Below are 17,608 nucleotides of genomic sequence, written 5' to 3'. Positions count from 1 at the left end.
GATGCCGAAAGTGGACCGCCACCTGATCAAGCGCGCCATGACCGGTCTGGACAACGAATGCGGCGACACGGGGCTGATCGCCGTGAACGGCGACACGTGCCTGGCCGCGCTGGTCGACGTCCTCGGGCACGGGCCCGAGGCGCACGAGGTGGCGCTGTTGGCCGAGGACTTCCTGGCCGGACACGCGGACCTGCCCCTGCCCGAGCTGATGCGCGGCCTGCACGCGCATCTCCAGGGCTCGCGCGGCTGCGTGGCCGCCCTCTGCCGCCTGGATACGGCCAGCGCGCGGATGCACTTCATCGGCATCGGCAACATCGTCTGCCGCATCTTCGGGACCGAGAACCGCCGCCTGCTCTCCCGGGACGGGATCGTGGGCTACATGGCCTCGCCCCCCAGGGAAACGGCGGTCCAGCTGTTCTTCAACGACGTCGTCCTCCTGCACACGGACGGCATCAGCGGGCATTTCCACCCCCACGAATGCCCGGGCCTGCTCACGGGTTCGGCGCGGGAAATCGCGGGGCGGGTCATGGAATCCTTCGGCAAGCAGGACGACGACGCGTCCTGCCTGGTCATGAGGTATGAGGCGTGACGATACTCGGGAGGCTGTCGGTCTACGATTGCGACTCGTTCTACGAGGTGCGTAAGAAGCTCCTCCACGCGGTGGCCCTGCTGGGGTTCGACAGCCTGCACGGCACGACCCTCGTGGCCGCGTTCTCGGAGCTCTGCCGGGTGGTCCGCGGCGAGGGGGAGGCCATACGCACGTATCTGGCCATCAAGACGCGCGACGCCCACCCGGCCCTGTGCATGGCCATCCGCTACCGGCACGTCGTTTCCCCCCCCCGGGCCGCCGCGCGGTTCTTCGACTCGTTCGCCGTCAAGAACACCCCCCTGGGCACGACGGTCATGGCCCGTCGGCGGCTGCCCAGCGTCGACTCCTATCCCAGGGGCGAGAGGCTCGACGCGCTGAATTCCATACTCGCCCGCCCGTCCCAGAACCAGCTCATCCAGAACATCCAAAACAAAAACGCCGAGCTGGCGGAAAGCGAGGCGCGCATAAAGACCGTGCTGGAGGGGGCGCCCGACCCGCTGATCATCGTCGACCACCACGGCAGGATCACCTACCTCAACGCGCAGGCGGAAAAGACCTTCGGGTATTCGCGCCGGGAGCTCCTGGGCATGCGGACCCGGCGGCTCGTGCCCGAGGAGATCAGGAACATCCACCCCGGCCACGTGCGCTCCTTTTTCCAGCGGCCCGTGGACGAGATGTTCGCCCAGCTGTCCGACGCGGAGGCCGTGGTCAAGGGCGGGGGGCGCATCTCCGTGGACATCAAGCTGAGCCCCATCCAGACCCCCGGCGGACTCCAGGTCATCGCCTCGGTGCGGGACGTGACCGCGCAGAAAAAGGCCCAGGAGGTCATCAAGAAGCTGTCCAAGGTCGTGGACCAGAGCCCCGTCATCGTCGTCATCACCAACCGGGAAGGGATCATCGAATACGTCAATCCCGCCTTCAGCAGCGTGACGGGCTACCTCCCCGAGGACGTGCTGGGGCACAACCCGAGGATGCTCCAGTCCGGCAAGACGCCCCCGGAGGTGTATGAAAACCTGTGGGCCACCATCCTCGACGGCCGCCCGTGGAAGGGCGTCTTCCACAACCGCAAGAAGAACGGGGAGGAATACTGGGAAAGCGCGTCCATCGCCCCCATCATCGACAAGGAAGGCGGGATCACCCACTTCGTGGCGGTGAAGGAGGACGTGACCGAGCGCATGCGCATGGAGGAAACCGTGCGCGAGAGCGAGGTCAAGTACCGGGAGCTGGTGGAGAACGCCAGCAGCATCATCCTCAAGATGGACTGCGAGGGGAACGTCACCTTCTTCAACGAATACGCGCAGGAGTTCTTCGGGTACGAGGAGGAGGAAATCCTGGGCCACAACATCGTGGGCACCATCGTCCCCCGGCTCGAAACCACCGGCCGCGACCTGGGCAGGCTCATCGCCAAGCTGACCCGAGACCCGGACCAGTTCCGGCAGATCGAAAACGAGAACATGTGCAAGGACGGCACCAGGGTCTGGGTCAGCTGGACGAACAGGGCCCTGGTGGACGAGGACACGGGCGATGTCCTGGGCCTGCTCTGCGTGGGCCTGGACATCACCGCCCAGATGCACGCCCAGCAGGAGCGGGACAAGGCTTCCAGGGCGCTGGACGAGAGGAACAAGGAGCTGGCGGAGTTGTCCAACAAGCTCTCCAAATACCTCTCCCCGCAGGTCTACGCGTCCATCTTCTCCGGGGACTGGGACGTGGAATTGAAGACCACGCGCAAGAAGCTGACCGTCTTCTTCAGCGACATCAAGGACTTCACCACGACAACGGACGACATGCAGCCCGAGGACCTGACGGAGCTGCTGAACAGCTATTTCACGGAAATGGCCCGCATCGCCCTGGAGCACGGGGCGACCATCGACAAGTTCATCGGCGACGCCATGCTCATGTTCTTCGGCGACCCCGAGACCAAGGGCGTGGAGGAGGACGCCAAGTGCTGCGTGCGCATGGCCATCGCCATGCAGAAACGCATGGTCGAGTTGTCCAACCAGTGGCGCAGCCTGGGCTACGAAAAGCCCTTCCGCATGCGCGTGGGCATCAACACGGGCTACTGCAACGTGGGCAACTTCGGCTCGGCGGACCGCATGGACTACACCATCATCGGCGGCGCGGTGAACCTCGCCGCGCGCCTGGAAGCCCTGGCCGACCCCGGCGGCATCCTCATGTCCTACGAGACCTACGCCCTGGTCAACGACATCGTGGAAGCCGAGGAACGCCCGCCCATCACGGCCAAGGGCATCCGCCGCAAGGTCCGCCCCTACGCCGTGGTCGCCGAATACGGCGACATCGACGAGGCCAGCCGCTTCATCTGCAGCCAGAGCGAGGGCCTGCGCATCCAGATGGACATGGACAAACTGGACAGCGCCCACCGCGCACAGGCCATCGACGCCTTGCAAAAGGCCATCGTCCGGTTATCTTCGTCACGGTAAGGCGCAAAGCGCCCTGGCTGGACAGGGTTGGGGTAAGGCTGGAGCAGGATCAAAAACCGACCGAGGGTAGCTATAGGGTAGCCACACAACAAAGGGCTTACGCCGAATATCGACGTAAGCCCTTGAAATTTCTGGTGCGCAATGCAGGATTCGAACCTGCGGCCTTTGGCTCCGGAGGCCAACGCTCTATCCAACTGAGCTAATTGCGCACAAAGGAGTGAATCTCTATGCCCTGGCGCGGGATATTGTCAAGGACAATCCCCGGCGCGGGCGGGGCGTTCCGCTCCCATATCGCGCCTTGCCAGGGCTCGATTCCCGATGATACCAATTCCCCCATGTCCGACGCAAGACGCATCATCCTCGCCGTGACCGGGGCCAGCGGCATGCCCTACGCCGCCACCCTGTGCGACGCCCTGGCCCGGACCCCGGGCGTGGAGCTGCACCTCATCGTGTCGCAGGCCGCGCGGCGGGTGCTGGCCCTGGAGGGCGGCGCCGAGGCCCTGGACGCGGCCCCGGCCCACGCTCGCCACGACGAGAACGACATCGGCGCGGGCCCGGCCAGCGGGTCCTTCGTGCACCACGGCATGGTGGTCTGCCCCTGCTCCATGGCCTCCCTGGCGGCCATCGCCTCGGGCCTGGGCACGAACCTCATCCACCGCGCCGCGGACGTGACCCTCAAGGAGCGGCGGCCCCTGGTGCTGGTGCCCCGGGAGACGCCGCTCTCGCGCATCCACCTGGAGAACATGCTGCGCGCCCACGACGCGGGCGCGACCATCGTCCCGGCCTGCCCGGGATTCTACAACGGCCCGCAGGCCGTGCAGGACATGGTGGACCACCTCTGCGCCCGCATCCTGGATCAGCTCGATATCCCCCACTCCCTGTCCAGGCGATGGGAGGGGTAGCAGATCACCCCGCCCCTTTCCGCCACCCAACGCGCCGCAAATCGTCACCAAAAACCCGTTTTCCCGCCCCCGGGAAACATGCTATCCAAGGCCTGAACGCACAGCGCTTTTCTTCGCCAGGCCCCGCGCCCGGTGAAGGGTCACTATACAAATTGGTTGTTAAGAACATTTTGGCAGGCCGTTCAAAAAGAGTGAGATGCAAGGCGCAAGGAAAATTCAAGACCGAAGCGTACTCCCCGCGCTTCCGCTACGCGAGGGTTTGAATTTTTCGCAGCAACGAAGCAGATCGCTGTTTTTCAACGGCCTGACAGGAGGACGACCATGCCCGACACGCTGACTTGGTACGGCCATTCCAATTTCCGCATCGACGCGGGCGGGGCCACCCTGCTCATCGACCCCTTTTTCGACGGCAGCCCCACCGCGCCCATGAGCGCCTCGGAAATCACGGCCTGCGACGCCGTGCTCGTGACCCACGACCACGCGGACCACGTGGGCGCGGCCGTGGACATCTGCCGACGCACGGGCGCGACCCTGGTGTCCATCGTGGGCACGGCGGGCAAGCTCCAGGAGGCGGGCGTCCCGGCGGAACAGGTCCTGGGCGGCGTGGGTATGAATATCGGCGGCACCGTGCAGGTGGCGGGCGTGGCCGTGACCATGACCCAGGCCTTCCACTCCTCGGACAGCGGCGCGCCCGTGGGCTACATCCTGAGCCTGCCCGGCGGCCGCACCATCTACCACGCCGGGGACACGGGCATCTTCGCGTCCATGGAACTCTTCGGCCAGCTCCATGACATCGACTACGCGCTCCTGCCCATCGGCGGCCATTTCACCATGGACACGCGCCAGGCCGCCGTGGCCTGCGCGCTGCTGGACTGCGCCAACGTCGTGCCCATGCACTGGGGCACCTTCCCGGTGCTGGAGCAGAACACCGAAGCCTTCGCCGAGGCCCTAGCGGAGTTCTCGCCGGAAACGGGCCTCTGCTGCCTGGAGATCGGCAAACCCTTCGCGCTGTAGAACGGATCGGGCGAGGAAGCGGCAGGCCGACGCGGCCCGCTAGGAGCGGGGCCCCAGGGACCCCAGGGCCTCGTAGAGCTTGCGCGCCTTCTTGGCCCCCACCCCGGGCAGGGCGCGCAGGTCTTCCTCCGAGGCCGCGCGCATGGCGTCCAGGGAGCCGAAGGCGTCCCACAGCAGCCGCGCCGTGGACGGCCCCACCCCCCCGAGGCTTTCCAGTTCCCCGGAAACGAGCGCCCGCTTGCGCGTGGCGCGCTGGCGGCCGATGACGTAGCGGTGGGCCTCGTCGCGCACGCGCTGCAAAAAGAGCATCTCCGGGCTGCCCGGGCGGATGTTCAGGGGATTGCTGCGGCCCGGCAGGAAGATGCGGTCCTCCAGGGCCCCGGCGCGGCGGTCCGGCCCGCGCCCCGGCTCGCCCTGGGCCTTGGCGATGCCAGCCAGGGGGCACGTCCCCTCCGCGTCGGCCCGGGCCCAGCCCTCGGCCACGGCCCCCACCTGGCCGCGCCCGCCGTCGATGAGCAGCAGATCCGGCCAGGGCTCGTCCGACGCGGCCCGGCGCGCGGCAAAGGCCGCCAGGGCCGCGTAGTCGTCCCCCGATCCCTCCAGCTCCGGGAAGGCGTAGGTGCGGTAAGCGTCCTTGAGCGGCGCGCCGTCCTCGAAGACCACCAGCCCCGCGCGCATGCCCCCGCCCCCCAGATGCGAGACGTCCACGCATTCCACGCGCCTGGGCGCGGCGGGCAGGCGCAGGGCCCGGGCCAGGCGCGCGGGGACGTCGTCCTCGGCGCCCTCGGGTTTGGCCTGGGCCGCGTTGACCCGGGCCATCTCGATGAGCCGCTTCTGCTCGGCCCCGTGGGGCGTGACCAGGCGCACTGGCCCGCCCCGGCGCTCGGCCAGGGCCTCGGCCAGGCTCTCGGAATCCTCCAGGGCCCAGGGCAGGAGCACCCGCTCGGGAATGAAGCGCGTCTTCCAATAGTATTGGGCCAGGAACCCGGCTACGGCCTCGGGCGCGTCCTGGATGCCCAGGCCCGGCCAGTGGAAGGTGCGCCCGTCCAGGAGCCGCCCCTGGCGCACGAACAGCAGGCCCAGGCCCAGCCCGTCCCCGGTCTCGGCCACGGCCAGGGTGTCCAGGTCCACGGCGCGGCCCAGGACCACGGCCTGGCGCTCCACGGTGCCCTCCACCGCGCGCATCTGGTCGCGCAGGGCCGCGGCGCGCTCGAATTCCAGGGCCTCGGACGCGGCCCCCATCTCCTCCGCGAGATGCGCCAGCACCTCGCCCACGTGCCCGGTCATGAACAGCTCCACCCGCCGCACCAGGGCCGCGTACTCCCCGGCCCCGGCCTTGCCCACGCACGGGGCCAGGCACTGCCCCAGATGGTGGTACAGGCAGGGCCGCACGCGGTTGCCGAAGGTCTTGTCCCCGCACTTGCGCAGGGGAAATGCCTTGCCCAGCACCTTCCAGGTGCGGCGCGCGGCCGTGGCCGAGGTGAAGGGCCCGTAATAGGCGCTGCCGTCGCGCACCACGCGGCGGGTCATGATCAGGCGCGGGAACTCGTGGGCCTTGGTCAGGCGGAACAGCACGTAGGACTTGTCGTCGCGCAGCACGATGTTGTAGCGCGGCCGGTGCTTCTTGATCAGGCTGGCCTCCAGGAGCAGGGCCTCCTTTTCCGTGGCTGTGGACAGGGTCTCCACGCGCTCCACCTTGGCTACCATGGCCCGGGTCTTGGGGCTCTGGCGCTCGGGTCCGCGGAAATAGGACGCCAGCCTGCGGGCCAGGTTCTTGGCCTTGCCCACATAGATGATGCGGCCCCGCGCGTCGTGCATCAGATACACGCCCGGGCCGCTTGAAAAATCCTTGGAATGGAATTCGTACATGCCGCCAACCTCGGCGGCGCGGAAGACCGCGACGCCTGCGCCTTTGAACCCTTTCCCGGGCCCCCTTGTCAAAGGGATTCTGCCGCCGCGCGGGCAGGACGCCGCAACGCGCGCCGCGCATCCGGCGCACGGCGTCCCCTCGGGAAAACGCCGGGCGCGGGGTCAAACGCCGTTTGTGTTGCAAAACTGCAATCTGCCCGGGTCAAAATTTCTGAAAACTGATATATAATTATTTTTCACGACAAGATGCAAAAAAACCTCTTGTGCGGTTCAAAAAATTATACTACCAAAAATTTCGAGATCGTCATGTGGCGATCTTGGCGTCAGGATTCTGAATCTGATCTCGAATTCTTAAAGCAAGGATGGATGACACAATGAAACGCCTTCTCATCTTGGCCGTGGCTGTCTGCGTCGTGTTCGGCGCCAGCCTGGCTAACGCCAAAGAGATGAAGTTCAAGGGCCAGTTCGACCAGCACCTCGAGTGGGCCAACAACGCCAACTTCTTCGGCCAGGGCGACGACGCCAACGACGGCGACCGCACCTCCGAGGACGACTTCAACGCCCGCCAGCGCGTGCGCATGTACTTCGAGTACGTGGACTCCGAGAACCTGCGCGGCGTCGTGGGCTTTGAGATTGACACCCGCTGGGGTGATGCCGCCGGCGGCGGCTCCCTGGGCACCGACGGCAAGGTCGTGGAAGTGAAGCACGCCTACGTGGACTACAAGGTCGGCGGCGTGAGCATCCGCTCCGGTCTGCAGTCCCTGGGCTTCCCCTCTGCCGCCATGGGCTCCCCCATCTGGAACAACGACGTGGCTGGCATCATCGCCAACTACAAGTTCAACGACATGGTTTCCGTGGTCGCCGGCTGGACCCGCCTCTGGGACACGAATGCCTCTGACGCCGGTTCCGCCGCCTCCAACGACGAGATCGACGCCTTCACCGTGATGGCCCCCATCACCGCCGAAGGCTGGTCCCTGACCCCGTACGTGGTCTACGCCACCGCCGGTAAGGACACCTACGATGCCGTTGCCGTCAACAAGAACAAGCCCATCAACTCCCTGCTCTCCGCCGACACCGCCCGTTGGGCCGACGACCTGGACATCTGGTGGGCTGGTGGTGCCTTCAAACTGGACATGTTCGACCCCTTCACCCTGGGTGTTGACCTGATCTACGGCTCCGTGGACGGTGACACCAATGAAGTCAACGACCGCGCCGGTTGGTTCTTCGCCACCGAGCTGGACTACAAGATGGACGTGGTCACCCCCGGCCTGCTGTTCTTCTACGGCACCGGTGACGACGACGATCCCAAAGACGGCTCCGAGGCCATGCCCACCCTGGCCGGCGGCGCCAACTCCGGCTTCGCCGCCACCAAGATCGGTTTCCACGGCGGCCACTGGGGCTCCACCTACGGTCAGCTGGTTTCCAACTACGGCAACTTCGGCATGTGGGGCATCGGCCTGACCCTGAAGAACTTCTCCCTGTGCGAGAACCTGAAGCAGACCTTCACCGTCCTGTACGGTAAGGGCACCAACGACGCCGACGGCATCAAGGGTCGCGTCGTGCCCGCCGGCTTCCTGTACGGCTTCTCCGACAAGGATTCCTTCTGGGATGTGGAACTCTACACCGACTACGCTCTGTACGAGAACCTGACCCTGTGGTCCGAGATGGCCTACATCAACGTGGACGCCGACGAGGACACCTGGAAGACCACCCTGGCCCGTGCCGACGAGACCTCGGCCTTCTCCAAGATCGCCGTGGGTATCCGCTACAACTTCTAAGTCCGACTCACCTGACGCCACTTCGGCCGGGGCCTTCGGGTCCCGGCCTTTTTTTGCGCCCCGCATATGGCATTCGGACTACGCACCTCTTTCCCTGCGCAGAAAACCGCCCCCTTCCAGCGCCCACCTCGAAAAAAAATTTCGCCCAGCCCCGTCCCCGCGCCCTTCGCCTGCCCGCCACAAACAAACCAAAACATACCAAACTGTTGAATACGCCGAACCGGACCATCAAAAGGCAAAATTTTTACCCGTCGGTTAAAAAATTTTGATTTCCAGTCAAAAATATGCCGCTTCCCCCTTGAAGTCCCGTCAATAAAGGGCTAAACGTCAGCGTAACTCGGTTCACCGAGTCGGCGTCAGGCAAGGGAACAGGTTCAGCAACCCTAAAGCAAGGATGGATGACATCATGAAACGCCTTTTCATCTTGGCCCTGGCTGTCTGTGTCGTTCTCGGCGCCAGCCTGGCCAACGCCAAAGAGATGAAGTTCTCCGGGCAGTTCGACCAGCACCTTGAATGGACCGACAACGCCAACTTCTTCGAGCAGGGCGACAACGCCAACGACGGCGACCGCGCCTCCGAGGACGACTTCAACGCCAGGCAGCGCGTACGCATGTACTTCGAGTACGTGGACAGCGAGACCCTGCGCGGCGTGGTCGGCTTCGAGATCGACACCCGCTGGGGTGAGGCCAACGGCGGCCAGCTCGGCACCGACGGCGTGGACGTGGAAGTCAAGCACGCCTATGTCGACTTCAATGTGGGTGAAGTGGCCGTCCGCTCCGGCCTGCAGGGCCTGGGCTTCCCGTCCGCGGCCATGGGCACCCCCATCTGGAACAACGACGTGGCCGGCATCGTGGCCAGCTACAAGATCAACGACATGTTCACCCTGGTGGGCGGATGGGCCCGGCTGCTCGACCTGAACGCGGCCGACGCCGGTTCCGCCAGCAGCAACGACGAAATCGACGCCTTCACCCTGATCATGCCCATCACCGGCGACGGCTGGTCCTTCACCCCGTACGTGATCTACGCGGCCGCGGGCAAGGACGCCGGAGCGCCGGTCAGCGCGGTCGAGTCCCTGCGCTCCCCCAACGCCATCGGCACCAGCGACAACCTGGACATCTGGTGGGCCGGCGGCGCCTTCAAGCTGGAGATGTTCGATCCCTTCGTGTTCGGCATGGATCTCATCTACGGCTCCGTGGACGGCGACAACGCCACCCAGAACGACCGCTCCGGCTGGTTCTTCGCCGCCGAGCTGGACTACAAGATGGACATGGTCACCCCCGGCCTGATGTTCTTCTACGGCACGGGTAACGACGACGACATCACCGATGGCTCCGAGGCCATGCCCACCCTGGCGGGCGGCGCCAACTCGGGCTTCGCCGCCACCAAGATCGGTTTCCACGGCGGCCACTGGGGCTCCACCTACGGCAACCTGATCAGCGACAACGGCAACTTCGGCATGTGGGGCATCGGCCTCACCCTGAAGGACTTCTCCTTCGCCGAGAACCTGAAGCAGACCCTGACCATCCTCTACGGCAAGGGCACCAACGATGCCGACGGCATCAAGAACACCGCGTGGACGGATCTTTCGTCCGGAGCCGCCTCCATCTACGGCTTCTCCGACAAGGATTCCTTCTGGGATGTGGAACTCTACACGGACTACGCCCTGTACGAGAACCTGACTCTGTGGTCCGAGATGGCCTACATCTCCGTGGACCTCGACGAGGACACCTGGCGCACCACCGTGGCCGCCGCCAACGAGGCCGAGGCCTTCTCCAAGATCGCCGTGGGCCTGCGCTACGTGTTCTAGACCGCTTCCAAAACCTGACGCCACCCCGGCCGGGGCCCTCGGGCCCCGGCCTTCTTTTCGACACGAATACACGGCCCACACCGGCACCGCCAGCGCGCACACCAACACCAACGGCAGGCACCGGAGCGGCCAATTATCTCAGAGTGAGACTTCTTTTGTGACACCGATCCATGGCTTGATATGCACTGAAATTGATACCCTTTTTCAAGACAGGGTAACAGCCCAGGCACGGCGCGTGTGTATAATTTTTTTTACCAAAGTCAAAATGCTGCCATATTCCGCTTGAAAGCCCGGGGGAAACACGCTAGCGTTCGCCCTGGATCGGGCCTTCCCGGTCCGGCGTTGGACGGTGAGTCGTGACAGAACCGTAAACAAAGGATGGATGACACCATGAAACGTTTTCTTGTTCTGGCCCTGGTCCTCAGCTTCGTGCTGGGCGCGACCATGGCCAACGCCAAGGAGATGAACTTCAAGGCCAATTTCGAGCAGTCCTTGGAGTGGCTGGACAACTCCAACTTCTTCGAGCAGGGCGATGACGCCAACGACGGCGACCGCAACTCCGAGGACGACTTCAACGCCAACCAGCGCGTGCGCATGTACTTCGAATACGTGGACAGCGAGACCCTGCGCGGCGTGGTCGGCTTCGAGATCGACACCCGCTGGGGCGAGGCCAACGGCGGCCAGCTCGGCACCGACGGCGTGGACGTGGAAGTCAAGCACGCCTATGTCGACTTCAATGTGGGCAACGTGGCCTTCCGCACCGGCCTGCAGCCCCTGGCCTTCCCCTCCGCCGTGGCCGGCAGCCCCATCTGGGATGACGACGTGGCCGGAATCGTGGCTTCCTACAAGTTCAACGACATGGTCTCCCTGACCGTGGGCTGGGCCCGGCTGCTCGACCTGAACGCGGCCGACGCCGGCAGCGCCAGCACCAACGACGAGATCGACGCCTTCACCGCGATCATGCCCATCACCGGCGACGGCTGGTCCCTGACCCCGTACGTGGTCTATGCGGCCATCGGCTCCGGCGGTTACAACGCCGCCGACCCGGTCAAGTCCCTGTACTCCGAGAACGCCACCGCCTGGGGCGACAACCTGGACGCCTGGTGGGGCGGCGGCGCCTTCACCCTGACCATGTTCGATCCCTTCGTGTTCTCGGCCGACCTGATCTACGGCTCCGTGGACGGCGACACCTCCGACCGGAACGACCGCGCCGGCTGGTTCTTCGCCGCCGAACTGGACTACAAGATGGACATGGTCACCCCCGGCCTGGTGTTCGTGTACGGCACCGGTAACGACGACGACACCACCGACGGTTCCGAGGCCATGCCCAACCTGTCCGGCGGCGGCGGCAACTTCTCCGGCTTCGGCCTGACCACCATGGGCTTCGACGGCAGCCACTGGACCACCACCTCCGGCGCCCTGCTGCCCGGCAACAACGGCAACTACGGCCTGTGGGCCCTGGGCCTGACCTTCAAGGACTTCTCCCTGCTGGAGAACCTGAGCCAGACCTTCACCGTGGTCTACGGCCAGGGCACCAACGATGCCGACGGCATCAAGGGCAAGACCATGGTCGACTCCACCGGCGCCGCTTCCATCTACGGTCTGTCCGACGAGGACTCCTTCTGGGAAGTGGAGCTGCTCTCCGAATACGCCCTGTACGAGAACCTCTCCCTGTGGTCCGAGCTGAACTACGTGAGCGTGGACCTGGACGAGGACACCTGGAAGAACACCGTGGCCTACGCGGACGAAGCCACGGCGTGCGCTCGCTTCTCCGTGGGGCTCAGCTACAACTTCTAGAGTTGGGCCTCACCGCCTGACGCCAAACGCCAGCCGGGGCCTTCGGGCCCCGGCATTTTTTTTGTTCCAGCCCGGCCGGCCCACCGGGCCCGGCTCGCCATTCGCCGCATCCCCGCCCGGCCCGGCTTGCGGCGATTCCCAACCCGCATCGCCATCCAAGGCCCTCCAGGCCACTCGACATTCGGCACGACCTCGCCTATGTTCGTTGGCCCGGGAATCGCCCGGCGTCCGCGCCACGCGGACGAAACAGCTTCAAGGAGAATACCCATGCCCTGCCCCGTGATGCCCTATGCGAGCCCCGAGGACTGGCCCGCCCTGGCCCTGCGCCTCGAAGCCCGCAAGGCACCTGGCGCGGACATGGACGCCAAAGTCCGGGAAATCCTGGACGACGTGCGCGCGCGCGGGGACGAGGCCCTGGCGGACTACGGCCGCCGCTTCGACTGCGAAGCCCTGGCCCCCGAAAATCTGCTCGTCACCGAGGAGGAGATCCAGGCCGCGGCCGACGAAATCCCGGCCGCGGACCGCGCCATCCTGGCCGAGGCGGCGGAGAACATCCGCGCCTTCCACGAGGGCCAGAAGGAAAATTCCTGGTGGACCACCCGGGCCGACGGCACCGTCCTCGGCCAGATGGTCACTCCCGTCGACCGCGTGGGCCTGTACGTGCCCGGCGGCCGGGGCGGCCAGACGCCGCTGATATCCAGCCTGCTCATGAACGCCATCCCCGCCCAGGTGGCCGGGGTCCGCGACATCCAGATCGTCTCCCCGCCCCGGGCCGACGGCAGCCTCAACCCGCACCTGTTGGCCACGGCCAGGCTGCTGGGCGTCCGCCGCATCGTGCGCGCGGGCAGCGCCTGGGCAGTCGCGGCCCTAGCCTACGGCACCCGGAGCGTGGACCCGGTGGACGTCATCGCCGGGCCGGGCAACATCTTCGTGACCACGGCCAAGCGCCTGCTCATGGGCCAGGTGGGCATCGACATGATCGCCGGACCCAGCGAGATCGCGGTGGTCGCCGACCAGAGCGCCGATCCGGCCTGGCTGGCCGCGGACATGCTCTCCCAGGCCGAGCACGACCCCCTGGCCTCGTCCATCCTGGCCGTGACCCACGAGCCCCTGGCCCGGGCCGTGGCCACCGAGCTCGAGGCCCAGCTCGCGGACCTGCCCCGCGCGGACGCCGCCCGCGCCTCGCTCGGGAATTTCGGGGCCATTCTGGTCTGCCCGGACCTGGACGCGGCCCTAGACTGCGTGAACCGCCTGGCCCCGGAGCACCTGGAGCTGGCCGTGGCCGATCCCTGGCCCCTTCTGGGCAGGATCCGTAACGCCGGCGCCATCTTCATGGGGCACACTGCGCCCGAACCCGTGGGCGACTATTTCGCCGGGCCCAACCACGTTCTGCCCACCATGGGCACGGCACGGTTCTCCTCGGCCTTGTCAGTACAGACATTTCTCAAAAAATCCAGCGTGGTGGCGACATCCGCTGGTTTCGTGGCCGCCAACGCGGACAAGATCGCGCGCCTGGCCCGCCTGGAGGGGCTCGAGGCCCACGCCCGCAGCGTGGAAATGCGTAAAACAAACAACTGAGGCAGAGGACGGCCCCCTGCAATTATCAGCCGGGCAATACTTTCAAACGCAACCGTTTTCCAGTATGAGACAAGCGAACACAGCCAAGGAGGCGCTTCAGTGCAGGTAGTCACCAAGACCGACATCAAGGAATATCCCCTGGTGTCCCGCGGCAAGGTCCGCGACATCTATGAAATCTCTCCCGAGAGCCTGCTCATCGTCACCACGGACCGCATGAGCGCCTTCGACGTGGTCATGAACGAGCCCATCCCGCACAAGGGAGTGGTCCTGAACCTGATCACCCTGTTCTGGATGCGCAAATTTGCGGGCATCGTGGAGAACCACCTCCTGGAGAGCGACGTGGCCCGCTTCCCCGAGCCCCTGGCCAAATACGCCGACCAGTTGGAGGGCCGGGCCGTCATCGTCAAAAAGGCCGCCCCCCTGCCCATCGAATGCATAGTGCGCGGCTACATCACCGGCTCGGGCTGGAAGGACTACCAGAAGACCGGCACCCTGTGCGGCTACGACCTGCCCGGGGACCTGGTGGAGTCCGCCCAGCTGCCCAGGACCCTGTTCACTCCCTCCACCAAGGCGGAGCTGGGCGAGCACGATGAGAACATCACCGTGGAACAGGCCATGGAACAGGGCGGCCGCGAACTGGTGGAACAGGCCAGCGAGATTTCCCTGGCCGTCTACAACGCGGGCCGGGAATACGCCGCAGGGCGCGGCATCATCATCGCCGACACCAAGTTCGAGTTCGGCGTGGTGGACGGCAAGCTGATCCTCATCGACGAGGTCCTGACCCCGGATTCCTCGCGCTTCTGGCCCCAGGAAGGCTACCAGCCCGGCCGCACCCAGCCCAGCTATGACAAGCAGTTCCTGCGCAACTGGCTGTCCACCCTGGACTGGGACAAGACGCCGCCGCCGCCCGCCCTGCCCCAGGAAATCGTCGACCAGACGCGCGCCAAGTATATCGAAGCCTACGAGTCCCTGACCGGAGAGGCTTTCCCGGCGTCCTAGGAACATCATAAAACCCGCCCCGCGCACGCGGGGCGGGACACCTTATCGGCCGGAGCGACACAGGCCGGCCCATTCATCCCGCCCGCCGCGCATTGCGTACGCAATAGCTGCAACCCGGCGGCGCCAAACGAGGAGCACCATGAAGCTGCCCGAATTCAAGTTCCCGGACATCAAGATGCCCGAACTGAAGATGCCGGAACTGAAAAAACCCGAATTCAAAATGCCCGAGCTGCACATCGGCGACCTGGTGGCCAAGGTGCCCGTGATCCAGGGCGGCATGGGCGTGGGCATCTCCCTGTCCGGCCTGGCCTCGGCCGTGGCCAACGAGGGCGGCATCGGCGTCATCGCCGCAGCCATGATCGGCTTCAAGGACAACCTGGCCGCCAAAAGCGCCGAGGTGCACATCAACGCCCTGGCCCGGGAGATCCGCGCGGCGCGGGAGAAGTCCGACGGCATCCTGGGCGTGAACATCATGGTCGCCCTGACCAACTTCGCGGACATGGTGCGCACCTCCATCCGCGAAAAGGCGGACATCATCTTCTCGGGGGCGGGCCTGCCCCTGGACCTGCCCGGCTACCTCACCGAGGGCGCCAAGACCAAGCTGGCCCCCATCGTCAGCTCGGGCCGGGCCGCCAGCATCATCACCCGCAAATGGCTGGCGAAATACGACTATCTGCCCGACGCCTTCGTGGTGGAGGGCCCCAAGGCGGGCGGCCACCTGGGCTTCAAGCCCGAGCAGATCGACGACCCGGAGTACCGCCTGGAAAAGCTGGTGGAGGACGTCATCGAGGCCGTGCGCCCCTTCGAGGAGGAGAAAGGCCGCAAGGTGCCGGTCATCGCCGCCGGCGGCGTGTACGACGGCTCGGACATCAAGCGCATGCTGGAGCTGGGCGCCTCGGGCGTGCAGATGGGCACCCGCTTCGTGGCCACCCACGAGTGCGATGCGGACGAGCGCTTCAAGCAGTCCTTCATCAACGCGGGCGAGGACGACGTGGAAATCATCAAGAGCCCCGTGGGCCTGCCCGGGCGCGCCGTGCGCAGCGCCTTCATGGAGGCCGTGAAGCAGGGCAAGCGCAAGCCCTTCAATTGCCCGTTCCACTGCATCAAGACCTGCGACCGCAAGAACAGCCCCTACTGCATCGCCTGCGCCCTGACCAACGCGGTCAAGGGCAAGCTGGAGAACGGCTTCGCCTTTGCCGGGGCCAACGTGCATCGGGTCAAGGAGATCGTGTCCGTGCACGATCTGGTCGCATCGCTGAAGCAGGAGTACACCAAGGCCTTCGCCTCCTAGACCGCCCATAAAGCGCGATCTGCTTCGTTACTGCGGAAAAGGCAAACCCTCGCGTATGGGGATACGCGTCGGTCTTGCCTTTTCCTTGCGCCTCGCATCTCACACTTTCAAGACGGTCTAGAATCCACAGAACACCCACGAGCCCCCCGCCAGGACAGCCCCGGCGGGGGCTTTTGCGTACGCCCCGCCCCGCTCCGGGCGTTGCATTTCGCTCCGGTCGCGGGTATCTCCGAGGGGTTCCGCATTCCCCACACGCAAACCCCACGGAGCCGCAGCCCATGCCCATTCCCTTCAACAACCTGAAGGCCCAGATCGCCCCCCAGAAAGACGCCCTGCGCGCGGCCTTCGAGCGCGTGCTCGACAGCGGCTGGTTCCTCATGGGCCCGGAGGCCGAGGCCTTCGAGCGCGAGTTCGCGGCCTTTGCGGGCGCGGATTTCTGCGTCTCCCTGAACAGCGGCACCGACGCCCTGGTCCTGGCCCTGCGCGCCCTGGGCTGCGAGGGCGGCGAGGTGGTCCTGCCAGCGCACACGGCCCTGCCCTGCTATCACGCGGTGCTGGCCGCGGGCTGCATCCCCGTGTTCGCGGAGGTGGACGAGGCCACGTTCTGCCTGTCCGTGGACAGCGCGGAGCGCATGACGGGACCGGACACGCGGGCCGTGATCGGCGTGCACCTCTACGGCCACCCCTGCGATGCGCCGGGCCTGGCCGCCCTGTGCCGCGAGCGCGGGATACCCTTCATCGAGGACTGCGCCCAAGCCCACGGCGCGCGCATCGGGGGCCTCATGGCGGGTTCCTTCGGGGACCTCGCGGCCTACAGTTTCTACCCCACCAAGAACCTCGGGGCCCTGGGCGACGGCGGGGCCGTGTGCGGCCCGGCGGGCCCGGCCGAGGAACGCCTGCGCCTGCTCAAGCAGTACGGCGAAGCCGGGCGCTACCATAGCGTGGCCCCGGGGGTGAACAGCCGCATGGACGAGATCCAGGCCGCGTTCCTGCGCGAACGCTTGAAGACCCTGGACGCGGCCACCGCCGAACGTCGCCGCCTGGCCGGGCTCTACGGCCGGGGCCTGGCGGGCCTGCCCGTGACCACGCCTTGCGAGGCGGAGGGGGGCGAGCACGTCTACCACCTGTACGTCATCCGCGCGCCCAAGCGCGACGAACTTGCCGCGTTCCTCAAGGAGCGGGGCATCGGCACGGCCGTGCACTATCCCGCGCCCGGGCATCTGCAGCCCGTCTTCGCCCAGGGAACCGCCCCCTGCCGGACCGACGAACTGTCCCTGTCCGAGCGCCTGGCCGGGGAGATCCTCAGCCTGCCCATGTACCCCGGCCTCACGGACGCGGAAGTGGCCGAGGTCTGCGAGGCAGTACGCGCATTCTACGCGGCCTGAGGCGGAAACCCGCGAGCATTCGCACCCCTTGACCTCGTGCGCCCGCGCCTTACCTTGTAGTCTGCGGCCGCATCCCGCGGCCCGGGAAACAAGGATCATCCAGGAGCGCGCATGAACGAAGTGCTGCAACTTCTCCTCATATTCGGAGTGTTCTTCCTGCT

The 17,608-nt window shown here is 66.1% G+C and carries 12 protein-coding genes and 1 tRNA gene; 11 read left to right on the top strand and 2 right to left on the bottom strand.

Going from position 1 to position 17,608, the window contains the following annotated elements; genetic code table 11:
• The first annotated feature begins 1 nt into the window (after window position 1).
• Window positions 2-589, top strand: coding sequence for a SpoIIE family protein phosphatase (locus tag ACYYG1_RS10160; RefSeq protein WP_461210194.1), 588 nt, complete (start codon window positions 2-4; stop codon window positions 587-589).
• Window positions 586-3,027, top strand: a complete 2,442-nt coding sequence (locus ACYYG1_RS10155; RefSeq protein WP_461210193.1) for a PAS domain S-box protein — start codon at window positions 586-588, stop codon at window positions 3,025-3,027. Before ACYYG1_RS10160 ends, ACYYG1_RS10155 begins: the two co-directional genes overlap by 4 nt.
• Window positions 3,028-3,159: 132 nt before the next feature.
• Here the strand turns inward: ACYYG1_RS10155 and ACYYG1_RS10150 are convergent.
• Window positions 3,160-3,236: transfer RNA gene (locus ACYYG1_RS10150), tRNA-Arg, on the bottom strand.
• Between the two features lie 126 nt (window positions 3,237-3,362).
• On the opposite strand from ACYYG1_RS10150, the gene ACYYG1_RS10145 reads away from it, so the two are divergent.
• Window positions 3,363-3,929: a UbiX family flavin prenyltransferase gene (locus ACYYG1_RS10145; RefSeq protein ID WP_461210192.1), complete on the top strand. Its 567-nt coding sequence runs from the start codon at window positions 3,363-3,365 to the stop codon at window positions 3,927-3,929.
• Between the two features lie 321 nt (window positions 3,930-4,250).
• A complete protein-coding gene (locus tag ACYYG1_RS10140) occupies window positions 4,251-4,943 on the top strand; it encodes a metal-dependent hydrolase (RefSeq protein ID WP_461210191.1) in 693 nt (230 codons plus the stop codon).
• A gap of 39 nt (window positions 4,944-4,982) precedes the next feature.
• Here the strand turns inward: ACYYG1_RS10140 and uvrC are convergent, their stop codons facing one another.
• Window positions 4,983-6,812 carry an excinuclease ABC subunit UvrC gene (gene uvrC / locus ACYYG1_RS10135; RefSeq protein WP_461210190.1) on the bottom strand — a complete coding sequence of 610 codons (1,830 nt, stop codon included), beginning with the start codon at window positions 6,810-6,812 and terminating at the stop codon, window positions 4,983-4,985.
• 374 nt (window positions 6,813-7,186) lie between these two features.
• Here uvrC and ACYYG1_RS10130 point away from each other — a divergent pair, with 374 nt between their 5' ends.
• From ACYYG1_RS10130 to ACYYG1_RS10100, 7 genes are all read left to right on the top strand, one after another.
• Window positions 7,187-8,590 (top strand): outer membrane homotrimeric porin, encoded by a 1,404-nt coding sequence (locus ACYYG1_RS10130; RefSeq protein WP_461210189.1) that lies wholly within the window; start codon window positions 7,187-7,189, stop codon window positions 8,588-8,590.
• A 406-nt stretch (window positions 8,591-8,996) separates the two neighbouring features.
• Window positions 8,997-10,397 carry an outer membrane homotrimeric porin gene (locus tag ACYYG1_RS10125; protein ID WP_461210188.1) on the top strand — a complete coding sequence of 467 codons (1,401 nt, stop codon included), beginning with the start codon at window positions 8,997-8,999 and terminating at the stop codon, window positions 10,395-10,397.
• A 390-nt stretch (window positions 10,398-10,787) separates the two neighbouring features.
• Window positions 10,788-12,194: an outer membrane homotrimeric porin gene (locus ACYYG1_RS10120; RefSeq protein ID WP_461210187.1), complete on the top strand. Its 1,407-nt coding sequence runs from the start codon at window positions 10,788-10,790 to the stop codon at window positions 12,192-12,194.
• Window positions 12,195-12,461: 267 nt separating this feature from the next.
• On the top strand, window positions 12,462-13,772 hold the full coding sequence (gene hisD / locus ACYYG1_RS10115; protein WP_461210186.1) for a histidinol dehydrogenase: 1,311 nt from the start codon (window positions 12,462-12,464) through the stop codon (window positions 13,770-13,772).
• A 99-nt stretch (window positions 13,773-13,871) separates the two neighbouring features.
• Window positions 13,872-14,771, top strand: coding sequence for a phosphoribosylaminoimidazolesuccinocarboxamide synthase (locus ACYYG1_RS10110; protein WP_461210185.1), 900 nt, complete (start codon window positions 13,872-13,874; stop codon window positions 14,769-14,771).
• Window positions 14,772-14,991: 220 nt separating this feature from the next.
• Entirely contained in the window at window positions 14,992-16,062 is a 1,071-nt protein-coding gene (locus ACYYG1_RS10105; RefSeq protein ID WP_461210236.1) for an NAD(P)H-dependent flavin oxidoreductase, read from the top strand.
• 278 nt (window positions 16,063-16,340) lie between these two features.
• Window positions 16,341-17,447 (top strand): DegT/DnrJ/EryC1/StrS family aminotransferase, encoded by a 1,107-nt coding sequence (locus ACYYG1_RS10100; RefSeq protein WP_461210184.1) that lies wholly within the window; start codon window positions 16,341-16,343, stop codon window positions 17,445-17,447.
• The last annotated feature ends 161 nt before the right edge of the window (window positions 17,448-17,608 follow it).

The sequence above is a fragment of the Desulfocurvus sp. DL1XJH-121 genome, from assembly GCF_054819825.1.
Note: the sequence above shows the minus strand (reverse complement) of the source record. Positions and strands in the feature narration are given on the sequence as shown.

Bases quoted from the DNA above. Each gene is read 5' to 3' on its own strand.
- ACYYG1_RS10105 (WP_461210236.1), top strand. From the start codon at position 14,992: ATGCCCGAGCTGCACATCGGCGACCTGGTGGCCAAGGTGCCCGTGATC.
- ACYYG1_RS10130 (WP_461210189.1), top strand. From the start codon at position 7,187: ATGAAACGCCTTCTCATCTTGGCCGTGGCTGTCTGCGTCGTGTTCGGC.
- ACYYG1_RS10140 (WP_461210191.1), top strand. From the start codon at position 4,251: ATGCCCGACACGCTGACTTGGTACGGCCATTCCAATTTCCGCATCGAC.
- uvrC (WP_461210190.1), bottom strand. From the start codon at position 6,812: ATGTACGAATTCCATTCCAAGGATTTTTCAAGCGGCCCGGGCGTGTAT.
- ACYYG1_RS10125 (WP_461210188.1), top strand. From the start codon at position 8,997: ATGAAACGCCTTTTCATCTTGGCCCTGGCTGTCTGTGTCGTTCTCGGC.
- ACYYG1_RS10160 (WP_461210194.1), top strand. From the start codon at position 2: ATGCCGAAAGTGGACCGCCACCTGATCAAGCGCGCCATGACCGGTCTG.
- hisD (WP_461210186.1), top strand. From the start codon at position 12,462: ATGCCCTGCCCCGTGATGCCCTATGCGAGCCCCGAGGACTGGCCCGCC.
- ACYYG1_RS10145 (WP_461210192.1), top strand. From the start codon at position 3,363: ATGTCCGACGCAAGACGCATCATCCTCGCCGTGACCGGGGCCAGCGGC.
- ACYYG1_RS10100 (WP_461210184.1), top strand. From the start codon at position 16,341: ATGCCCATTCCCTTCAACAACCTGAAGGCCCAGATCGCCCCCCAGAAA.
- ACYYG1_RS10120 (WP_461210187.1), top strand. From the start codon at position 10,788: ATGAAACGTTTTCTTGTTCTGGCCCTGGTCCTCAGCTTCGTGCTGGGC.